The following is a 21411-nucleotide window of genomic DNA, read 5'->3' as shown; positions in this document are numbered from 1 at the left end:
CACATGTTCACGTAGGCGATCACGTACAAAATAACCATTTTAGTATAAACAAGATTACATTCTTTTTCAAGGGGAATCCCTTGATGCGGTTTGAGGTAAACGTTTCCGGCCCTTATTGGCCCCCCAAACCTGCAGAAACAAACTGCTTCATCGAACGGTATGCCTGCTCCAGACGGAAGCGCATCGCTCCTGTTACAGCATACATTGAACGGGTGTCTTCTTCGTCGTGGGAGCCTCCCAGACTGTCTGCAACGGTCATATGTAGTGCTGCTGCCCATATGTCTGTCATGGATTCATTTTCTTCAAGCATGGATTCGTAGTCACGTGTTCCGTACACTGCCATGACAAACTGAATCCAAAGTTCTTGTGCAAAATAAAAAAGTGTCGGTTCGTGAACTTCCGTCTGATCAGCCACTCTCTCGAGAATACGCACGATCTGAAGCGGGAAATCCTCCGGACGCAGAGGCACCGTATCAATCTCAACTTCAACCTGCTCTTCCCCTCTTGTGAACGTGATGAAACCCTGTGTGCCCCGACGTCGCAGCGTTTGCAGCACTCGGAACTGCAACAGTGGATGAAGAGACTTATCGGTCAACCAGCTACTGAGTGCTTCGTCGATCTCCGGAAGTTCAAGATAGGCGAGCTGCTCTAATGCAAGCATCGTTTGTTCGGATAACGGCTCTTCCATTACGGTGCGAAGCAGCTTATCCGCGTATCCCTGGTCTTGCTCCAGCTTGGACCTGGCGTGCTGACGTGCCATATCTTCCTCACTGATCTCCTCTTCTTCTTGTACATCATCGGCAATTGAGGAATCTTCCGCATAATGAGGAAAGGCAGCCTCAAGCCACTCCAGCAAGGCCCGCCACTCATCATAATGACGTTCTTCCTGTCCCTGACATTGCAGTAAAAAGCGGAGCAGATTCATGGCTTCACCATATCGCTCATTTTCAAGCATGACAGTTAATTGAATCTGGTAATAGTCCAGCGTCTTAGGAAACAGAACAATATTGTTACTGTGCTCGTTTTCCGGGGTCGTGGATTCCTTGATAGGAGCACCTCCTCTATATCCTCAATCTCCAGTCGGAATCAACCATAAATAGATGTATATTAAACGAAAGTCGATCTATTTTCTGAGTTCTCCTGATATTCTAACATAACCTTAAATATAATGAAAAAAACGTCTACCGCCGCCAAACATCATATACGAAAAACATATTTAAATAAAATGTTTGATATTCATCATTGTTTATGATAAAATCATTTTTGCTTGAAAAATTTCATGTCTCAGTAGCTCAGCTGGATAGAGCAACGGCCTTCTAAGCCGTCGGTCGGGGGTTCGAATCCCTTCTGGGACGTATTTAGAAAAACTTCCTTTGGGAAGTTTTTTTGCGTACTGGGGATGAGAACCCCAATGGTTCGTCGGAGCATCATCTTCGGTAGCACCGCTTCGCAGTCTCGATTGCAATGAGAGTATCCCTTCTGGGACGTATTTAGAAAAACTTCCTTTGGGAAGTTTTTTTGCGTACTGGGGATGAGAACCCCAATGGTTCGTCGGAGCATCATCTTCGGTAGCACCGCTTCGCAGTCTCGATTGCAATGAGAGTATCCCTTCTGGGACGTATAATAAAAGCTTCCTTCGGGAAGCTTTTTTTTGCGTACTGGGATATGTTCATCCAGCTTCTTTGCCCGATGTTGACATCGAATGTTATGCTTATTGGTATACGTATGTATCAAAGTATACATATTAGAAAAATAAATAACGGGAGTTTTACCTATGCCATCCTCATTACATCAACATTCGCCTGATCATACAGTTGCGGATAACTCTACAGCGTCCGTGAAGCTCGGACTTCTCCTTACAGGCATCATCCTGATCGCAGCTACGATGCGATCACCGATTACTGCGGCAGGTCCTATCGTTGAATTAATTCGTGCCGATACAGGGATAAGCCATACCATGGCCGGATTGCTCACTTCACTGCCATTGCTTGCTTTTGCAGCAATTTCTCCCTTTGCCCCTCAGCTGGCAAAAAGATTCGGTTTGGAAGCAGCTCTGCTGACCGCTATCATTATTGTAACGTTTGGCATTGCACTGCGTTTTTTGCCGTCAGTCCCTGCACTTTTTGCTGGCACGGCCATCCTCGGGTGCGGAATCGCACTGAGTAATGTGTTACTACCCAGTCTGATTAAACGGGATTTCCCATTACGAGTTGGACTGGTTACTGGCCTATATTCGGTATCGATGAATATATGGGGTGCCATCGCCTCGGGAATTAGTGTTCCGGCAGCAGGATTTACCTCGATGGGTTGGCATGCCTCCCTTGGAATGTGGGCTGTGCTCTCCATCCTGGCTCTTATCTTGTGGCTGCCTCACGTTCGTAATGGACGCCGCGGAGAAGTCTATATCGCATCCCGGAATAACGAGAAACCGGTACGACTTCGCTCCTCTTCACTCGCTTGGTATATCACGCTGTTTATGGGATTACAGTCGTTGATTTTTTACTCGACCATTACCTGGCTGCCCGAGATTTTGTCTACTCAGGGTTTTAACCCTTCTTCCGCAGGATTGATGTTGTCCATGATGCAAATGGTCAGCGTTCCAGTGACGTTCATTATCCCCATTCTGGCTGGACGAATGAAGGATCAACGCGTGCTGACAGCCATCACCTGTACGTGCCTCATATTGGGGTATGCATTCCTCTTAAGCGGCATCTCATCACTGGTTACGGTTGGAGTAGTACTCGCTGGTATTGGTGGCGGGGCTTCATTCGGCCTGGTTACGATGTTCTTTGTGCTTCGTACTGCGGACGCGAGACAAGCGGCAGGGTTATCGGGAATGGCTCAATCGTTCGGATATATGCTGGCAGCCGGAGGCCCTTTGTTGTTCGGACTAATTCATGACTGGACTCATGGCTGGACCATTCCATTGCTTTTGCAGGTTTCACTCGCTATCGTTTTGCTGATTACAGGTATCATGGCAAGTAAAAATCGATTAATTGGTGATTCAAAATAAAATTTTGATTCGATGTGCAGATCTTTTTGTTTTTGCTCTCCTTGTGATGACAGGATAAAACACCAGTCACTGTAAGGGGAGTCTTTTATATCAACAAGTATATGCAGTATTGCCAATCAGAATAAATACTTCAGGTAACCTACAGTTTATCCAAAACAAGAGGCCTTCACCCTACTAAATCAGGATGAAGGCCTCTTAAGAGAAAGAACAACGTTCTATGCAATACTTCACTCAACGTGTACAGATAGTTTATTAAACCTATTATCTTACATGAATCTTATATTTGGACTTACTTGACCTTTACAGTAATGGTTTCAGTACTGGTAATACCAGCTGAGTTACTTAACTCGGCACGATACTTATACGTGCCTGAAGAGCGTCCAGATATCGTACTAACCGCACTTTGCGCATATGGTGTAGCCGCATTGAGTGCTTGGGTATCAATTAACTGATCATTTTCGTAAAGGCGGTACTCCGTAGCGTTGGTTCCCCACCATAAGTTCATGGTGACCTTAAAATTACCATCGCCATCCCAATTGTCCTGAGAAAGTACTGCCTTGCCAGGAGATGCATTGGTAACCCTCACAGTTAGCGTTTGACTCCGTGTTGTTCCCTTGTCATTCGTTAGCTCAGCTACATACGTATATGTGCCGTTTGTTTTTCCTGTAATCTTCGTCTGAGCAAACTGTGCCATAGGCGCATTGTATGTCAACTTCTGTGTGTCAATCAATACTCCGTCTTCATAAAGTTTATAGCTGGTCGCATTTTCGCCCCACCATAAGTTCATGCTCACGGTATAAGAGCCTTCGAGCAGACCATTAGCATGTCCATTATTGTGAGAAAGTACAGGAGTGCTAGGTGCTTTAGTTGCCGGAGTCTCCGGTTCAGGCTCCGTAGATTCCAAGCTCAACAATGTGTTGGCTGTACCCGACAGCCCCTGCTGGTCCTTCACCGTCAGTTCAACGACATATTCTCCGGATTCAATGTCCTCTAAACCAAGACCAAAGCTACCATCCTGTTGTATTTCAAAGTCACCCTCTTTAACGATCGAATCATCCTCTTTTTTCACAACATACGATGCTTCGAGGGATGCTGCAGGGTCAAACTCAACGTTCCACCCTTCTTGGAGCGCAGGAGCGACAACGAAGTACAAATCTTCCACGTTTCCGTTAATAACTGCAGACTCATCGTTTTTAAATTCCAGCTTCTCTGGAGCAGTAACCACTGGTGCTTCTGTTTTCACCAAAAAAGGAGGAGTATCTTCTACATACGTTTTTCCGTCTGTACCTAAAGCTGTGATATCAACGGTGTACAAACCATCCGGTATTTTCGTTGCTTCTTCTGTTTCGTAATCCAAGTAATTTCCGGTCCAAGCCAGGTTATATCGGGTATTGGCATTGAAGTCGTAGTAATCTCCAAATATACTTCCAATGTACCCATCCTGATAAAAACCACCATCCGGGTTCAGACCATCAAAAATCTCTATAAGTGCGAAGTTCATTGGATTGTGGAACTCCATCGCTACATTCAACGTATCCAGCGTGCCGTCTTCCTTCAATGGATAATGGAATGGGTTTGTCTCATTACCGTACTTCGTTTCAATGTATTTCACACCGGATTCTGTGACATTGAAGTGAGCCACGTAAGGTACACTGTACGTTTTCGTTCCATGACTGAATTGCAGATATCCTTGAGCTTCTCCTACAGTGGCCACGCCTTTCGGCACGGTAATCGTTACCTGTACCTCTTCTTCTCCATTCAGTTCGAAGGACGTCTTATCTACGGAAACCGAGACGCCATTAATGGTTCGCGTAGGATTAACGGATACAGAGTATTCCCCGCCCGTCCCTTTTAGTGACTGTACCTTGAGCGTTTTACTGACCGTTTTTTCATCTGCACTCAGGAAGTTGCCAAAATTGACACTGCCCGTAATGTTTTCCTTTTCTACTGCCTCGCCGTTTTCAGTATATTTCGTGACATCCATGACTTTAACGAAAGCTTCAGGATCAATCGTCTCTGTTGCCTGTATGCGCCCCGCCCCTTGATCGAACACATCAAAATTCTCTGTATTCAGCACCTTGGCATTGTTCATAAGAGCGACTTTGATATCAAAAGGCGTCCAATCCGGATGTTTTTCGATCAGCAATGCAATCAGCCCGGCTACATGCGGAGTAGCCATACTTGTCCCCGTTTTGCGCCCATACGCTTGTACGTAATCCGCTTCCGGCTCATCTTTGCCATACGCAGGAATTGTTGACAAGATGCTTGTTCCCGGTGCAACGATGTCAGGTTTAATGTCCAGTGTCACCTTGGCTGGTCCTCGGGAACTCGAGGAGTTCATCTCATCCCCCTCTGTCATGTCTTTGACGAAATCACTGAAGCTGACTTCAACACCTTGACCGGCATCGAGCTGCGCCTTGATGGCTTCTCCATCTTCCTTGCTCATGCTCAGGGTAGGGATAAATTCAAAGTCATCCCCCAGACTAACGCCAATCGGCCCAGGAATGTTATTGTACACAATTACAGCAATCGCCCCAGCCGCTTTGGCATTGGCGATCTTCTCCACGAACGCCAGTTCACCGCGTTGGATGAATGCAACCTTGCCGTTCATGTCCTTGCCATCAAAGTCGGTGGGTTTGCCCAAGCCGGCGTACACCAAGTCATATTGACCATTCAATACCGTCTCTGGATCTTCCGCCAGATTCCATCCCATCACATCCAGACGATAAACCGACTCTGTGACAGTCAGTGGATTGTTCTCCGTTTCCGTAGGAGCTGCAGCTTCCTCTTCTTCGGCAGGTACAGCTTCTTCTGTACTTGGGACTGCTATATCCTGAGTTGTATCCGAATTGGCTTCCGCTTGCTCTGATTGTGGCAGCTCACTTTCACCTGTTGCCTCAGACTCTTCAATGATCGTCTCCTCTTCGAAATCACCTACAGATGAATTATCATCTGGCGTACTCGCAGGTATGTCTTGCTCTTGAGTTTCTGGAGCTACATCTCCTGGTACAAATCCCAGTTCAGGCGATTGTTCAACCTCAGGTACCGGCAATTCATCAGGTAGTGTTCCTTCCCCTTCCTCACCGATCCAAAAATGTGTGTCGGCTGTGATCATCTGACTAGGCCCCGTAGAGTTACCGACCGTGATCGCCATAGCTGATGCTCCTGGAGAACCTAGTGTGTAACGGTTCGGGCCTTCGTTACCACTCGCTACAACTGCAGTCACACCTGATAGCATGGCATTATTGAGGGCAACCGAAGTAATGTAGCTTGGATCATTTGCTGTATTACCGAGCGAGAGATTAATGATGTCCATCCCCTCTTTAACCGAGCGATCAATTCCGCCCAGTACCCAAGCTGTTTGTCCGCTGCCATAGGGCCCCAATACACGGTAAGCATAGATTTCGGCTTCAGGGGCAATACCAACAACCCCGTAATCTCCAGCTTCGCGCGCTGCGATCGTTCCTGCTACGTGAGTACCGTGAGATGTGTAGTAGGAACTGCCTCTTTCGTTAAACTCGGACTGTCCAGACACTTTCCATTCCTCTCTTGTTGCTTCATAAGGATCTTCATCGTTATCAACAAAATCCCATCCACCCTTATAACCGTCTATCAGGTTAGGGTGCTCGTAATCGATTCCTGTATCAATAATACCGACTTTGATACCATTTCCTTTGTATCCCAAATCCCATACTTCCGGAGCACCAATAAACGGAGCTGTATCTTTCATATAAGGGTTAACTTCATCGTTCTCCGGCGTTAACGCGATTTCAAGGTCAGGATACACACTGACCACGCCTGGTATGCGAAGCAATTGTCCCATTTGGCTTCCATTCACTTCAATGGCTACACCATTTAGGGCATATGCGTAATTTCCCAATACTTCGTGATTGATTTTATTCTGAGTGAGGCTATGTACAAATGACTGTTGTTGTTGTTCGACCTTCGTCACAGCATTTGTTTCCATAGAGGAGGTAAATGACTTTCCTGAGAGGGTTGATTCGCCTTGCGCTACAGCTACGGGTTTGTTTGAGAGTTCAACGATTACTCTTGTTTTCTCTCCACCTAGACCTTCCAGCCTCTGATCCAAATAAGGTTCTGCCGCAAGTTTTTCTTCCCGCTGGGCAAGAATCTCTCTCCATTGCTCGGCTTCAGCCTTGGTTGGCAAATTCCTGTCAAGCTGTACATCTGCTGGAGCGGCTCCAGCCGCAGGCATAATAATGGAAAAGATCATGAGGACACTTAATAACATGGATATCAATCGTTTATTCAAGGCTATGCCCCTCCTTCTTAATATGAATACCTCACCAATCGCTGGGGCCTTGCCTGAACAAGTACTGCAATACTTGTATAAGTCACCATCCCATCCGCAAGAAGATTGACCCTTGGTAAATTATTCTACTAAAATATCGAATTTTCCTTCTAAATAATTACAGATATGATATAAAAATTACTTATATGGTTCTTGAGTAAGAGAAAAATAACGGATTTGTATTTATTTGTCGATGACGATATTGAATTAAAAAATAGTTCATAGGAAAAAAGACCATAATCCTCATTGAAGTATGAGAATTATGATCCTTCCAAGACACTAACTTTAAAGAGTGATATTCATTTTAGTTTCATTTAACAAGGTATATAAACACTAGATATCACCACTCTGGTTTTACAGCCTCCACACGCAAACGCTTATAATCGGCATAGATTGCATCATCTATCCACAGCTTGGGTAACACTATTTTACTCGTTTCAAGACAAACTTCCTCGATTTGTTCCTTACTTAAACCAGCAAAATAGTCTCCTCCAAAATGAGCCAACCACCCCTCAACACCCTTTTCTCCATCTTGAAGTTGGGTAGGACGGTCGTAAAGATAGGCCTGACGAACCAGGAATCCTCTTCCCTCCAAAATGGAGCTGTACTCACCGATCGTTGGAAAGTACCACGGATTGCGATCTGCAGCATGGATTCCTGTTTTTTGTTCGAGCACGGCTTCCAGTGCATTTACTATGGTCTGCACGTTCCCCTTTCCACCGAACTCCGCTACCAGACGTCCGCCAGGCTTCAGTGCCTTCCATATGCTTTCTACGACAAGACCAGGGTTCTTCATCCAGTGCAGTGCCGCATTGGAGAAGATTGCATCATAGGGTTTGCTTGCCTCGAATCGGTGTCCGTCCCCTTCCACGAATGTGATTTCAGGAAACTTCTTTCTCGCCCGTTGTATCATGTTCGGAGAGGCATCCATACCAACTACCTCTGCTTGTGACTTAGCGATTTCATGTGTCAAGTCACCCGTTCCACAGCCTAAATCAAGAATACGTTCTCCCTTTTGAGGTTGAAGCCATGAAATTAAACTTTTTCCGTATCCCGATACAAATGCCAGTTTGTGATCATACTCATCTGCTCGCCATTGGTTAATTGATTTCATCTGCACCACCGTCGCTTTCGTATGAATAGAATTATTGTGGCATATTTTTATTTATTATTAAAATATATAGTTTCTATTTCATTCATAGGTAAAACCTATATACACTCCGACGAACCTTTGGGGTTCTCATCCCTTGAACGTAAAAAAGCTTCCCGAAGGAAGCTTCTTTGAACGTCCCAGGAGGGATTCGAACCCCCGACCGACGGCTTAGAAGGCCGTTGCTCTATCCTGCTGAGCTACTGAGACAAGTATGTATAGATAAAATTTTTGGCGCGATTTCTATTATACTCGGTTTTCTATATTTTTCAATACTTTTATAAAAAATTAATAAATTGCATCCCGTTTCATTCCTTTACGTATTATTTTCATACGCTGCTCCCCGATCGAATATGATCTGGATTAGCAGGCACTATTGTTGATGCCAGGGGTACAACCAAAACTGAACACAGACTATTCATTGTCAGCGTGGCTGGGTAATCTTTTGCATACATACCTTTACACCTGAATTCATTCAAAGAAGGAGAGAATTGTTATGAGACAGCTTTTGTCCGCCCTATCCTATTTCAGTATTTTCTTCGCTCCTTTTCTGTTCCCGATCATTATTTGGATTGTTGCGCGAGACGCCTATATTGAGGGACATGCCAAGCGAGCCTTGTTCTCACACGTATTCCCGTTTCTTGCTGCCATACCCCTCTTTTATTTCTTCGTTACCTCCCAGAGCATCGGTAGCGCCATCGGGTTTGTCATTCTGTTCTTTGTGATTTATGGATTAAGCTTTATATATAACATCGTTAAAGGGATTCAGGTCCTTCGTGAGTATGCGTAACTTCTACATTGTCCGCACGTTTGATTACATGCAGAAACCCGCCGTTTCCAAAAAACGGCGGGTTCTTCATTCCGGTTACTTGTTTCCCTTACGCCATGGATTTCTTAGCGTAGGACGCTTGCTGTTAACGGCGAGCACTTCCCCGGCAAACTCGGTATGATGCGCGTAAAGGTTTCCTTTGTTTTTCTTAAACTTGGAAGCCATTGCAATCACCTCCCCGGAACTTGGTTGTAGTATGCTCCGGGTTAGCTCCGTTATCCATGCTGGAAGATGATTACGCCTGACCAATTAAGTAGCGTTGAAGGGTTGGGCCGAGCAGGCCAAACGCAAACAATTCACTTTGAAACCGGGCTTTATCTTCTCCTGTCGTTACACCTTCACTGTTCTCAAATGCCGTTTCCGTTGCATCCTCAAAGGCAGTGTGCATATTGTTGTTGTACCAGTCCAGAACAGCATCCGAATGGTTGCGTACAATCCTTACCACTTCCAATGTGCTTCCAGGCTGAGTTGCCGCTACATATACTAATAAAGAAGGATCTCCTGCATTCGCTGGTTGTACCTCCACTTCAGCACAAGACAATCCATCCACCTCGGTTAATCTGCGGATCTTGGCATCCTGAATTGCATACATTGTAATCGCTCCTTATCGTTTCATGTACTTTGTTCGATCTCTTGTCTTGTCTCCGGCGTTCCCAAACGGTAAATTTCGTGATACACCTGCTGTAAAACAGCTTCATATGCCCGATTCACAGATTCTTCTGGCGTATCCGGCCACGGGAATACCATTCCTGGAAAAGCCTCTTCCTCTTTTTCCTGCATCAGGTTGAGGAGTCCCGTTAAATGGTCCACTTCCTGAGGTGTCGCCTGAATAACCCATTCATAAGCAGCTGCGTGCTGATCCTGCAAAACGGAACGTCCACCCACAGAGACATAATAGGTTGTTTTGTCCACAGTCCAATTCTCTCCTTCACAGGCATGCTGAGGCCGTTGTCCCTAGATATAGTTTCCGAAGAGGACAGACATTTTATGCCTGCTTTCGGCATATATTTGTTACGACTTCTGACGAAAAAGACAACATTTGCTGGCTCCATGCCATGCAATACTCCACAGATCAACGACTCGACTAAGAAAGGATGAACAACCATGTGCGGTATAACCGGCTTCATACAGTGGAATCGGGATTTGACCCAGGAATCGGAGCTGCTGGTCCGAATGACGGACAGTTTGTCGAACCGGGGGCCCGATGCTTCAGGTACATGGATCTCCAATCCTTGTGCATTTGGACATCGCCGGCTCAGCGTAATGGACCCGGAGAACGGCGCTCAGCCCATGCATGCGTTACAGGGAGACACCTCCTATACCGTCGTGTATAACGGAGAACTATACAATGCACCCGAATTGAAAAAAGAACTGCTTCAGCGGGGGCACCATTTCCGTACTCAATGTGATACGGAAGTTTTGCTCGCCTCTTATATCGAATGGGGACCGGCATGTGTAGACCGTTTTAATGGTATTTTTGCTTTTGCCATCTGGGATGGAGGACGCGAACAGGTCTTCATGGCACGTGATCGCCTTGGCGTCAAACCGCTCTTTTACAGCAACGCAAAAGACGCTCTCGTATTCGGCTCCGAACCCAAATCCCTTTTGCTTCACCCGGATGTCGAAGCTGCGGTCGGTCCAGAGGGTCTTGCAGAGGTATTTATTGTAGGTCCGGCCAGGACTCCTGGACACGGTGTCTACTCTTCGTTGAATGAGCTCAAACCAGCACACGCGCTTATCTTCAACCGGAATGGAATCCGAACCTACGCGTATTGGAAGCTGGAAAGCCAGCCTCACGAGCATGATCTGGATGCGACTGCAGCCGAGGTTCGGCGCCTGCTGCAGGATACACTCGAGCGTCAGCTTGCTTCAGACGTTCCGGTCTGTTCCCTTCTGTCAGGGGGCCTCGACTCCAGCGCCCTGTCAGCACTGGCCGTGGACTATTACAACCGAACCGGTCAAGGTCAAGTTAGTACGTATTCCGTCGACTATGTGGATAATGCCAAGCACTTCCAGGCGCACTCGTTCCAGCCCGGCGCAGATGGCCCCTGGATCCAGCGTATGGTGGATGAACTGAAGACAGACCATCACTGGATCGAGATTGAGAATGGAGAATTGGTTCAAGCCTTGAATCAGGCGATGTTAGTACGGGATTTGCCCGGAATGGCTGATGTGGATTCTTCACTCTATTTGTTCTGTAAAGAAATCAAAAAAGGGGCAACCGTCGCAATCTCGGGAGAGGCCGCCGATGAAGTGTTTGGAGGATATCCCTGGTTCCATCGGGACGAGATGCTGAATTCCGGAACCTTCCCTTGGTCGGTAGCACCTGACATGCGTGCAGGGTTGTTATCGGCAGACATTCGGGAGTGGATCAGACCGCTGGACTATCTTGCCGACCGGTATTCGGATGCTGTGGCTGAGGTTCCTTTACTGGATGGGGAAACCGGTAAAGCGGCACAAATGCGTGTCATGTCCTATCTGAACATCACCCGATTCATGCCTACCTTACTGGATCGGAAGGATCGAATGAGTATGGGGGCAGGGCTCGAAGTTCGGGTGCCATACTGTGACCATCGCCTGATCCAATATGTGTTTAACATTCCCTGGGAAATGAAAATAACAGGCGGCCGTGAGAAGGGGATCTTGCGAAAAGCGTTGGAGGGTGTATTGCCTGACGATGTTTTGTATCGTAAAAAGAGTCCTTATCCCAAAACACATAATCCACAGTATTTGGCTGCTGTTAAGCAGCAGGTATTGGATATCCTTGATGATGCCTCTTCGCCGATTCTGCCTTTGATTGACAAGGCTCAAATCCGCAAACTGGCTTCGTCACCTGATGCTTCCTCCAATCTCCCCTGGTTTGGGCAGCTGATGTCTGGTCCACAGCTGTTTGCTTACTTGACACAGATTAACTCCTGGTTACGAACATATAAGGTTGCTATTCGTTAAAAGAATGTAGTTTAAAAGAAGGGTGCCCAGTGAACAGCATGTATGCATTCACCAGGCACCCCTCTATATTATTTCTTATGAACATTATTATCGCGTCTTAGTCATCCTCATGAGCGTTTATAAATCTCCACCTTACGTCAAGACATCATCGATTCATCACAAGAGATTCCGGATTCCGTTCAAGCAAGCCACGGCCATAAATATCCCTGAATGGAGAGTCCGTCATATGGACGTATCCAATATAACAGCCGCACTTTTTCATCCTGCAGGGTCGATCCGCGGACAGCTTTTCCAAACCATCCCGGTACAAATGCCCAATGATCCGGCGATCCTTGTAACATCTTTTTACATGCCCCGATCCCTGCACATAAAATACCTCCGAGCCGGCCGCGCAGCCCTTGCCATAACTCTCGTAGTCCTGTAAGTTCCCCTCAAAAAGCGGATCAATGGATCGCAAATAGGCCACCTCTTCTGGCTCGTAATAATGGGGCTTATCCTTAAAGGCATTGATCCACATGTAGACATCGTCCGGCAACGCCTCTCTCATGGATTGAATGGCAGGAAATGCACTGCGGAGTCCCACCGTTCCCACGCTGAATTCAAGACCCATCTCACGTAAAGAAAGACATTGTTTCACGAAAGAAGATTCTTTGGTCTCACGAGGATGGTATGTTGCCCAGAAGGCAGCTGTCTCGGAATTCAGTTCACGGGCCCAATCCAGCTTCACAGACAGGTTGGTCTGCACAGCAATCTTATGGACATGGCGCATATGCGACAGTTTAACCATAGCTTCCCTGTACCAGCGCCGGACCAGAGCCTCGCCATATGGATTGAAAAAAATGGACAACTCGTGTCCAGCCTCTTCCTGAGCCTTCACCCATTCCACGAACTGACGCAACTGCTGTTCGTCTGTTTCCAGCGTCTCCTTGGAATCCACGGTTTTGCTAAAGGGACAATAGGGACAATCATAATTACAGGACGACAGCTTCCCCCGATAATACAAGGTGGCTCTCATGAGAACACAAACCCTTCCATTTGTTCGCGAATCTCGGCAGATATCAACCAATCACCAATGGCATCGGAATATCCCAGACCTACTTCTGTTAAACGCAGGACCTGGCGTTCATTTTCCTGCTCGATCACAGCCATTCCCTCTGTCAGCAGTTCTGAGAGCCAGACGTAATCCGTCATAACTTCACTTCCGAACCGCTGGAGATAATCGGCCAAAGTCAGACCTTCCCGATGCAGCAGTGCCTTTAATATAAACCTGCGTTTTTGCTCTTCCCTGCTCAGCACAATACCGTAATCAGCTACATCATATCTCTCGGTAGCCACATAATCGGCGATAATGCTCTGCGTAGCCTTATAACTCACCCCGTATTTTGATGCATAGTGTACTTCGCTGGTATACGAACGGGCACCGCACCCAAGGCCAACCATGCCTTCTTCCTGGCAGCTGTAGGGCAGCAGCTCTTTGCTTGCAAGTGAGGATGACACTTTTGCAAACCTGCGCATGGAATACTGAACATACCCCCGGCTTTTTAATGCTTCTCTTGCGGCAGTATACAGCTGCATGCGGATATCCGGCCCCTGACGCTGAATATCCTCCGGCTTCACGATCGTATTCTCGCGGGTATACAGCGGATAAATGAAAATCTCTCCAGGTTCATAAGATAGAACACATTCAAGCGAATACAGCCATGACTCTACCGTTTGACCGGGCAAACCATAGATCAAATCCAAATTCAACAGTGGAAAATCGTACCGTGTAAGCTTTTCCAGTGCGCGCTCCACTTCCTGTGGTTTCTGCGGGCGGTAAATCGCTGCGGCCTCCGCTTCAATAAAGCTCTGGATCCCCATGCTGACACGGTCCACGCCACGTTCTTTCAATAACGCGAGCTTCGCTTCAGTCACGGTGTCAGGCGAGGTTTCTATTGAAATGGAAGCATGTGCAGGATCAAGCCCCATCACATGTTCCGCAATGTCAAACAACCGATTCAACTGAATCTCATTGAGCAATGTTGGCGTCCCCCCACCAATAGCAAACCTGGAGTACGGTCTGCGAGAGGTAATGGGTGCCCATTGCTTCGCCTGGCGTTCCAGTGCATCCACATAACGTTCATGCGTATCGTCACGCCGGTCCGGCAAAGTGAACAAATTACAGAATCCGCAGCGGGCAGCGCAAAACGGAATATGCATATATAAAAAATACGTGTCGGTATTCTCACGTTCCCACATTGGCCCCAAGGGTAGCGGCGGGTCCAATTCCCGATATGCCGTCTTATGTGGATAAGAGTATAAATAAGAGCGATAAGGTAAGGTCAGTACTTCCTTAAGACCTGTTGTTGTATGGGATCCGGACGCTGCGGAATGACCTGTTGCTGTGATCTCAGACTGATTATCCATCGGTTTCCTCCCTGTCTCCGGTTGTTTTCGTTAATGAACAATTAAAATGGCTGCACTTCTCTCTATAAAACAAATTCACGATAAGGCACATTCCAGACGACATCATGCGCCAGTCTGTGTCCCTGATACCCATCTTCGCCATACGCCGTTCCATGATCGGAAAATGCAAGGCAGAACGTTGGCCGCGAGCGCTGCCGCATGGCTTCAAACAATGGCCCCAGAGCCTGATCCACATACCGAAGGGCAGCCCGTTGCGTCTGGACAGAGTCCTCCCTTGCCCCTTCCACAAAATAGCGATTGGGGCCATGAATAGCGGACACATTCATAAACAGAAATACCTTTTCATCCTGTGGTATCTGATCAAGCACTTTCAATGCATGCTGGACCTGATGCTCTGTTGAGCGAGGATTCGTTACCCCGAAATTCATTCGCCAATAACTCTGCTGAAAGTAACCAGGCAGCACTTTGGCCAGCGGATTTTTTTTCGTAAAAAAAATGACTCCGCCAATACAGATTGTGCGATAGCCTTCTGCCGCAAAACCGGATACGATATCCGGTGTATCAAACAGCCAGGTATGGGGATGAGTCTTCAATCCGGTATTTCGCGAATGAAACAGCCGAACATGCGAGGCTTTGTCCGTATTCGCAGGCGTAGGCATGAAGCCGCCAAAAAAAGCGTGATGTGCTGCATATGTAAAACTTCCCGGCGTATGGCGTTTCTCCCAGGAACCCGATCCACACAGATGGGGACAATTCGGTTCCTCCAGCTTCGCTACGTCATACCTTAACGTATCCAGGGTAATCATTAACAGATCATGGGAGCCAACAATGGTGTTCATATCAGGCATGTTCGTAGGGCTCCTTTCGCAACATATCCATCTCCCATTCATAGGTTCCAAGTCCGTTGTGCTGTACGTGGTACAACAAATCACCGAACGGATTCACATCCAGAACGTAGGCACGCGGTTGGTCTCCTCCACTGAGCATGACATCAATGCCGGCAGACCATGAATTCGAAAATGCATCCATGGCTCTTTGAGCAGCGGTATGGACCAAACCCAGCCTGTAGTCGTCCACTCCTGCTTCCTCAGGCAGCATCCGCTCGTTGCGTAAATGCAAATTGGTTATGGGAGTCTGGCTCAACCTCACAATCGCATGGCCTGCATGACCGCCAGCTACGAGTTGACGAATATCAAATACGCGTGAGCCATAGGCAGCTTTGGCCATCCAGCGCTCGACTTGAGCCCCTTCAGCACATAACCAGTCCAGCAGAATCTCAATCTCCTCTCTGCGGGTGTACCTCTGCATGCGGCCTTCGTTGTAAAAAATCGGCCTGCCCTCAACCACTGCCATCCCCACGGTGGTAACAGCAATCTCTGCACCCGTTCGCGGGTTGATCTGATAGGCAACAACACCTGATGCCGCTGAGCCACAGGCAAGCTTGACAAATACCCGGTACATGCCGGCATCCTGCATGGCAGCGCGCAGATCCGAATAACTCATAATCCGCCCCGAAGATTGGAGAGCGGGAGGAACATCAATTCCGTGAGCGGATAAATGCTGTTGGCACTTTCTTTTGTCAAACATGGTAGCGATATCTTCCGGATCATTCAGGAATCTGGCAGAAGGCCAGAAATCAGTAACTTCCCTTTTGATTCGCTCCAGACAGCATTTCCAGCCATTAAACCACTGTGCAGGTGCATAGATGCGGCCCCAATCCTGCTGCAGCTTAAGCGCCTCCTCTGCCGCAAACCACTCTCTGCTACATGGTTCAGCGTGGGAATCGCTATCTTTTGCACCAAGCGATAACAGTTCGCGCTCCACATCCCATTGCTCTCCAGGTGCATCGATTCGAATCAAGGGTGCCGCTTCCGCTGTAACCTTACGTTGTAAACTTTGATTGACTACTTCTGCCAAGGATCCGCCCTGTCTCCAAATCTTGAGCAAGTCAGCATATGGCAGTACCTCAGCAGGCTTCAAGCCACATTGCAGCCTTGCCTGCTGCAGGCCTTTGGTTCTGCGGTTATCCGGGTTTCCGATTAACCAAAACGGCCGTTCCTTGTGCCTCTCATTGATCTGGGATTGTAATCCGTGATCTGTCTTGTTCGTTGTAATGCCTGACACCCCTTATTCCGTTAATGACGGATAACGCCAGTCATCTTCATCACTCTGCTGCTGATCGCTGACATCTACAGATACGCCCGAACGTTTCCAGCGAATGAGCATTTCGTCCGTCATGTAATGGTAGCTGAGATCGAGATGCTTCAACTTCTTGATTTTGTCGCTGGCAAGCAGCGCCTCTGCCCCTTCATCCGACAATGTGCCTTGAGACAGGTCCAGCACTTCCAGCTGATCCACAATGGGAGCCTGTGCTACGGCTTTGGCAATTTCATCTTGAATATCGCTGTCTTTCAGGCCAAGGTATACAAGCTTGGGGAATCGTCCCTGTTCCAGCAAGGGAAGCACATCTTCAAGTGAACCGTCGAAGCCATAATCATCTACACCCAGGTACAGTTCAAGTTTGCGCAGTTCAGGCAATTGGGCATTGGTTATAGAAGCAAGCACTTCCTGCGGCAGTCCTCCGCAGATAATGACCAGTTCTTCAAGGTTGGCATGCTGCAAAGGTTCCAGGCTCAATCCACTGCTGCCTTTTACCGCAAAGGACTTCAGTTTTGGAAAAGCCTTCAAAAGCGGAGTCAGATCTGTCTGAATAATCCAGGAGACCTCACATTCCTCGAAGCCCATGTCTCCAATGAACAGCTTTTTCAATGATGGGAAACTCGGCGCTCCCTCAATAAGAGCATTCATGAATTCGTCCGGAGAATTCTCGTAAGCTTGTCCCCAGTCTCCAATGATCAGACTTTCCAGTGAACCCGCTTCGGGTTTGGCAGCCAATTCCTTGATCAAATTCTCCATACGGATATCGTTCTCATAGTCATCATAAGATACCGTAAGCTTCACTTCCTGCATCTGTTAATCCCTCCGATTGAGTTCATTCTTGATTTGTTAACTTGAATGTTACCCCATACCGTACAAGGCTTGCAACTTCTTCCAACTTCAGTCCCAAGTTGATTCTCAAACGCGAAATTGCAATACATTTCCAACTAGGAATAAGAACGCATGTTCTCAATTCATTTGTTTTGAAACGGAGATTCCCTTAGGTATATTGATCGATATAAATACAGCTCACCAATGTGCACCTTGGTCCTGTACACTTCTTGGTGATATGAAAAAAAGCGTTAATAGCGGGAGACCATTCCACAATCCACAGGAATGATGCATCCTTCCATTAACGCCTTCTTCTTTACATATGGTGCTATACCTGATTTATAAGGCTCCTGTTAACCAGGATTCAGCCCTCAAGCCGGGATACAAGCGCTCGAAGTGCATGACCCCGATGACTAATAGCCTGCTTTTGTTCCAGCGTAAGCTCAGCCATCGTCATCTCATATTCAGGTACATAGAACAGAGGATCATATCCAAAGCCACCACCACCGGCAGCCTCACTCGTAATCCAGCCTTCTGCTGTACCTTCCGCTTCAAACTTGTCCCCCGTTGCCGGATCATACAGAACCAGGGCACACACAAAGCGTGCCGGACTGAGCAATGGCTGTTGCGTATCCTCACCGGATTTGATGGATTCCAGCGCTGCAAGCAGCTTGGCATTATTCAGGGCATCCGTTGCTCCTTCGCCAGCATATCTTGCCGAATACACACCCGGCTCCCCATCCAGCAGATCCACACAAAGTCCGGAATCATCAGCCAATACCGGGAGACCAAGCGCATCACCTACGGTCTTTGCTTTCTTCCAGGCATTCTCGGCAAAGGTTACCCCGTCCTCCACGACATCCGGAAGTTCGGGGTAGTCGAACATACTTTTGACCTCTTTGCCAAGCGGCGCAAATGCATGGGCAAACTCTCTTACTTTACCCTGATTCCGGGTTGCAACAATGATAATTGGGCTGTCCAGACGCATCTTAGGCTTCCCCTAATCCACTAGCGCCGATCTTGAGCGCAATCGGTCCAAGCACTTCTTTTTGCCGCTCAATCATCTCCAGGATTCCCTGCTCACCCAGTTCCAGCATGGCATTCAGCTCACGGCGGTCAAATGGGGCTTCTTCACCTGTTCCTTGCAGTTCTACATATTTTCCACCACCTGTCATCACCAGGTTCATATCTACTTTTGCTTTGGAATCCTCATCATAGTTCAGATCCAGAACAGGCTGTTCTCCAACTACACCTACACTTACAGCGGCAATGAAATCCGTGATCGGGAATGTTTGCAGGCGATGCTGCTGGGCAATTTTGTTCACAGCCAGTGCCAGCGCCACAAACGATCCGGTAATGGACGTTGTACGAGTGCCTCCGTCCGCTTGGATGACATCACAGTCCAGGGTGATGGTCCGCTCGCCAAGCGCCTGCAAGTTTACAACAGAGCGAAGTGCACGGCCGATCAGACGCTGGATTTCCATCGTACGTCCAGTCAACTTCCCGCGATTCGCTTCACGCTGATTCCGCGTATGTGTTGCACGAGGAAGCATGGAATATTCTGCGGTAACCCATCCCTTGCCCTGACCTTTCATGAACGGAGGAACGCGTTCCTCCACCGTTGCTGTACAAATAACCTTGGTATCCCCGACTTCAATCAGTACAGAACCTTCGGCGTATTTATTTGTGTTAATTGTTAAATTCATCGGCCGCAGCTGTTCGCTGGTTCGTCCGTTAGATCTCATCATTTCTGCCTCCTACGACTTAAGCATCCTGTAATTGTTGAACTGAGTCACACTTTACTAATCCTTTTTATTTTACCAAAGAGTTCTGTTAAAAGCATCTATCCGCCAAAGACTCTGTTAACTTCCCCAGGTTTTGTCCAAATCCTAGATCGGAATTTCGTTGATATACTCAGGCTTGGAGACCGGCGAACTATAATCCCGATTATCGTCACCCATAACTGTTTTTTGGCCGTTCCACTCAATTTGAACTTTGGCGTCCTTGCTAGCTGTATTTTCGGTAGTGGTCAATACGACTGATTGCAGCAGCTCGCTTGGCACGACATCTCCTTCTACGAACATATCGTCTTTGAGCGCGACCGTAACGGTTCCATCCTCTGACGTTTTGACGGATTGCAGTTCCGTGCCGCCTGTCATAACCTCTTCGAGCTCACCACCCTTGGCCGGCCCTTTAATAAGCTCATTCAGCGCGGCTTGCACCCGATCCGTACCTGGTGTGACCAGGCGTGTAACCGGAACATAATATTGAATGCCTGCCGGCGAAGCAGCCGAGAAATACACCGTGACTGGACTGCTGTTGGTCGTGAACGTGTCTCCCAAATCAAGATTGATACCTACCGCCCGATTTAGCGGTTCAGGAAGCGGTGTGCTGTTTACCGGCATTTGAGTCAGCTTTTTGCCATCCACCCAGATCTGCACGTTCTCCACATCCGGTGTACCTGTCAACGTCCACGTTACGGCTTCCAGCATTTTTCGCTCATCCTTGGCATCGTATTTGGCAAAGTTACCTGAGAACTCTACGACTGCAAGCTTATCTTCCGGATGAACAGTCACATTCTGCACCACCGTGCCTTGTGGAAGGACACCTTGAAATCCTTCAGGCAGCATACCTGCATACGCACCACCTGTTATCAGTGTATCCAGAGCGGTCTTCGGACTGCTAATGTCCGATCCTGCCGGAAGCGTCAGTGATACCGGAGCAAGCAATCCTTGCTGATCCTGTAAATAAACCGTCGTGAGCGGAAGGGTTGCGAGTGTCCCATTGCCCTCGGCTGCCTGAATCATAGCTGCCTCCTGGATGGGCGGTGGTGGATCGATAGCCTCGGATGACTGTGCATTAAACATGCCGCAGCCGGACAACACCATCGGAATGCTCAGCAGCGCTGCTGCTGATGCCGTACGCATATATCGGATCTTACTCATGATCACGTTCCCCCTCATCATTTTTACAGTTTGTACTACCATGTATACGAGCCTTCGTCCAAAAAATAACTACTTTTTAAACAAGCCCTTGATACACCAAGCAAAAATGATATTGAAAGAAAGAAACACAAAACGGGTTAATACGTATTAGGAATCAAGAGTAAGGACATTGCTAACTTCAGAGGAGGAATCGCCCATGGAACATCCAGAACAGGAAAAAATCCCTTACAGCCTAAACAGCCGCAAAGTAGCGGATGCAACAAGGGAATGGCTGCAAAAGCGGGGCGTAACGATCCCTGAGATCGCAGAATTGGTCATGTTATTGCAGAAAAAGTACTATCCGGATCTTACGATGGAAGAATGTATCGATAACGTGGAGAAGGTTCTCCGCAAGCGCGAAGTGCAGAACGCTGTTCTAACAGGCATTCAGCTGGATCTGCTGGCAGAGCAGGGTCAGCTCATTTCGCCTTTGCAGGAGATGATCGAGAATGATGAAGGGCTGTACGGCGTGGATGAGATTCTCGCATTCTCCATCGTCAATGTATACGGCAGCATCGGATTCACGAATTACGGTTATGTAGATAAGCTTAAACCCGGTGTACTTGAACGGCTGAATGATAAAAGCCTGGGACCTGTACATACGTTTCTGGATGATATCGTCGGGGCCATTGCATCGGCAGCAAGCAGCCGAATCGCGCACCGCAAACAGTCGGAGCTTGAAGAAGCATTAGGCCAGAAGCCGGTCAGTGATGATGTCGTATAAGGAACATTTGTTATATGGAAATGAGACATGTCTATAAAGGACGAGCTCATGAAAAA

At 47.7% G+C, this 21411-nt stretch carries 18 protein-coding genes and 2 tRNA genes; 5 read left to right on the top strand and 15 right to left on the bottom strand.

Annotated elements, in window-relative coordinates; all coding sequences use genetic code 11:
- Positions 1-112: 112 nt before the first annotated feature.
- Positions 113-955, bottom strand: coding sequence for a hypothetical protein (locus ABGV42_RS21730; protein WP_347383649.1), 843 nt, complete (start codon positions 953-955; stop codon positions 113-115).
- 326 nt (positions 956-1281) lie between these two features.
- Here ABGV42_RS21730 and ABGV42_RS21725 point away from each other — a divergent pair.
- Together ABGV42_RS21725 and ABGV42_RS21720 are read left to right on the top strand one after the other, a co-directional pair.
- A tRNA-Arg gene (locus ABGV42_RS21725) sits at positions 1282-1355 on the top strand.
- A gap of 419 nt (positions 1356-1774) precedes the next feature.
- A complete protein-coding gene (locus tag ABGV42_RS21720) occupies positions 1775-3013 on the top strand; it encodes a CynX/NimT family MFS transporter (protein WP_347383648.1) in 1239 nt (412 codons plus the stop codon).
- A gap of 289 nt (positions 3014-3302) precedes the next feature.
- Here the strand turns inward: ABGV42_RS21720 and ABGV42_RS21715 are convergent, their stop codons facing one another.
- The 3 genes from ABGV42_RS21715 to ABGV42_RS21705 all read right to left on the bottom strand — a co-directional run bounded on the left by ABGV42_RS21715 (position 3303) and on the right by ABGV42_RS21705 (position 8685).
- Complete coding sequence (locus ABGV42_RS21715) at positions 3303-7286, bottom strand: S8 family serine peptidase (protein ID WP_347383647.1); 3984 nt, start codon at positions 7284-7286, stop codon at positions 3303-3305.
- 379 nt (positions 7287-7665) lie between these two features.
- Positions 7666-8439, bottom strand: a complete 774-nt coding sequence (locus tag ABGV42_RS21710; RefSeq protein ID WP_347383646.1) for a class I SAM-dependent methyltransferase — start codon at positions 8437-8439, stop codon at positions 7666-7668.
- Between the two features lie 172 nt (positions 8440-8611).
- A tRNA-Arg gene (locus tag ABGV42_RS21705) sits at positions 8612-8685 on the bottom strand.
- A gap of 286 nt (positions 8686-8971) precedes the next feature.
- Here ABGV42_RS21705 and ABGV42_RS21700 point away from each other — a divergent pair.
- Positions 8972-9265: a DUF4870 domain-containing protein gene (locus ABGV42_RS21700; RefSeq protein ID WP_347383645.1), complete on the top strand. Its 294-nt coding sequence runs from the start codon at positions 8972-8974 to the stop codon at positions 9263-9265.
- 75 nt (positions 9266-9340) lie between these two features.
- Here ABGV42_RS21700 and ABGV42_RS21695 read toward each other — a convergent pair whose 3' ends face one another.
- From ABGV42_RS21695 to ABGV42_RS21685, 3 genes are all read right to left on the bottom strand, one after another.
- Entirely contained in the window at positions 9341-9469 is a 129-nt protein-coding gene (locus ABGV42_RS21695) for a hypothetical protein (protein ID WP_255248063.1), read from the bottom strand.
- 70 nt (positions 9470-9539) lie between these two features.
- Positions 9540-9896 carry a hypothetical protein gene (locus tag ABGV42_RS21690; protein ID WP_347383644.1) on the bottom strand — a complete coding sequence of 119 codons (357 nt, stop codon included), beginning with the start codon at positions 9894-9896 and terminating at the stop codon, positions 9540-9542.
- Between the two features lie 20 nt (positions 9897-9916).
- Complete coding sequence (locus ABGV42_RS21685) at positions 9917-10216, bottom strand: hypothetical protein (protein ID WP_347383643.1); 300 nt, start codon at positions 10214-10216, stop codon at positions 9917-9919.
- A 192-nt stretch (positions 10217-10408) separates the two neighbouring features.
- On the opposite strand from ABGV42_RS21685, the gene asnB reads away from it, so the two are divergent.
- Entirely contained in the window at positions 10409-12253 is a 1845-nt protein-coding gene (gene asnB, locus ABGV42_RS21680; RefSeq protein WP_347383642.1) for an asparagine synthase (glutamine-hydrolyzing), read from the top strand.
- Between the two features lie 145 nt (positions 12254-12398).
- Here the strand turns inward: asnB and ABGV42_RS21675 are convergent, their stop codons facing one another.
- The 8 genes from ABGV42_RS21675 to ABGV42_RS21640 all read right to left on the bottom strand — a co-directional run bounded on the left by ABGV42_RS21675 (position 12399) and on the right by ABGV42_RS21640 (position 20592).
- Positions 12399-13268 carry an STM4011 family radical SAM protein gene (locus tag ABGV42_RS21675; RefSeq protein ID WP_347383641.1) on the bottom strand — a complete coding sequence of 290 codons (870 nt, stop codon included), beginning with the start codon at positions 13266-13268 and terminating at the stop codon, positions 12399-12401.
- Positions 13265-14659, bottom strand: a complete 1395-nt coding sequence (locus ABGV42_RS21670) for an STM4012 family radical SAM protein (RefSeq protein ID WP_347383640.1) — start codon at positions 14657-14659, stop codon at positions 13265-13267. Before ABGV42_RS21670 ends, ABGV42_RS21675 begins: the two co-directional genes overlap by 4 nt.
- A gap of 62 nt (positions 14660-14721) precedes the next feature.
- A complete protein-coding gene (locus ABGV42_RS21665; protein ID WP_347383639.1) occupies positions 14722-15507 on the bottom strand; it encodes an STM4013/SEN3800 family hydrolase in 786 nt (261 codons plus the stop codon).
- Positions 15500-16783 (bottom strand): STM4014 family protein, encoded by a 1284-nt coding sequence (locus ABGV42_RS21660; protein WP_347383638.1) that lies wholly within the window; start codon positions 16781-16783, stop codon positions 15500-15502. The genes ABGV42_RS21665 and ABGV42_RS21660 overlap by 8 nt, the downstream gene beginning before the upstream one ends.
- A gap of 3 nt (positions 16784-16786) precedes the next feature.
- Positions 16787-17629, bottom strand: a complete 843-nt coding sequence (locus ABGV42_RS21655; RefSeq protein ID WP_347383637.1) for an STM4015 family protein — start codon at positions 17627-17629, stop codon at positions 16787-16789.
- A gap of 382 nt (positions 17630-18011) precedes the next feature.
- On the bottom strand, positions 18012-18635 hold the full coding sequence (locus ABGV42_RS21650; protein WP_347383636.1) for an XTP/dITP diphosphatase: 624 nt from the start codon (positions 18633-18635) through the stop codon (positions 18012-18014).
- Between the two features lies 1 nt (position 18636).
- On the bottom strand, positions 18637-19395 hold the full coding sequence (gene rph / locus ABGV42_RS21645; RefSeq protein ID WP_095293274.1) for a ribonuclease PH: 759 nt from the start codon (positions 19393-19395) through the stop codon (positions 18637-18639).
- Positions 19396-19536: 141 nt separating this feature from the next.
- On the bottom strand, positions 19537-20592 hold the full coding sequence (locus ABGV42_RS21640) for a GerMN domain-containing protein (RefSeq protein ID WP_347383635.1): 1056 nt from the start codon (positions 20590-20592) through the stop codon (positions 19537-19539).
- 196 nt (positions 20593-20788) lie between these two features.
- Between ABGV42_RS21640 and ABGV42_RS21635 the strand changes: the two genes are divergently transcribed.
- Positions 20789-21355, top strand: a complete 567-nt coding sequence (locus ABGV42_RS21635) for a phosphatidylglycerophosphatase A family protein (protein ID WP_347383634.1) — start codon at positions 20789-20791, stop codon at positions 21353-21355.
- Positions 21356-21411 lie beyond the last annotated feature (56 nt).

It is taken from the genome of Paenibacillus pabuli (genome assembly GCF_039831995.1).
GTDB lineage: Bacteria > Bacillota > Bacilli > Paenibacillales > Paenibacillaceae > Paenibacillus > Paenibacillus pabuli_C.
This window is presented reverse-complemented; position numbering and strand designations above follow the sequence as displayed.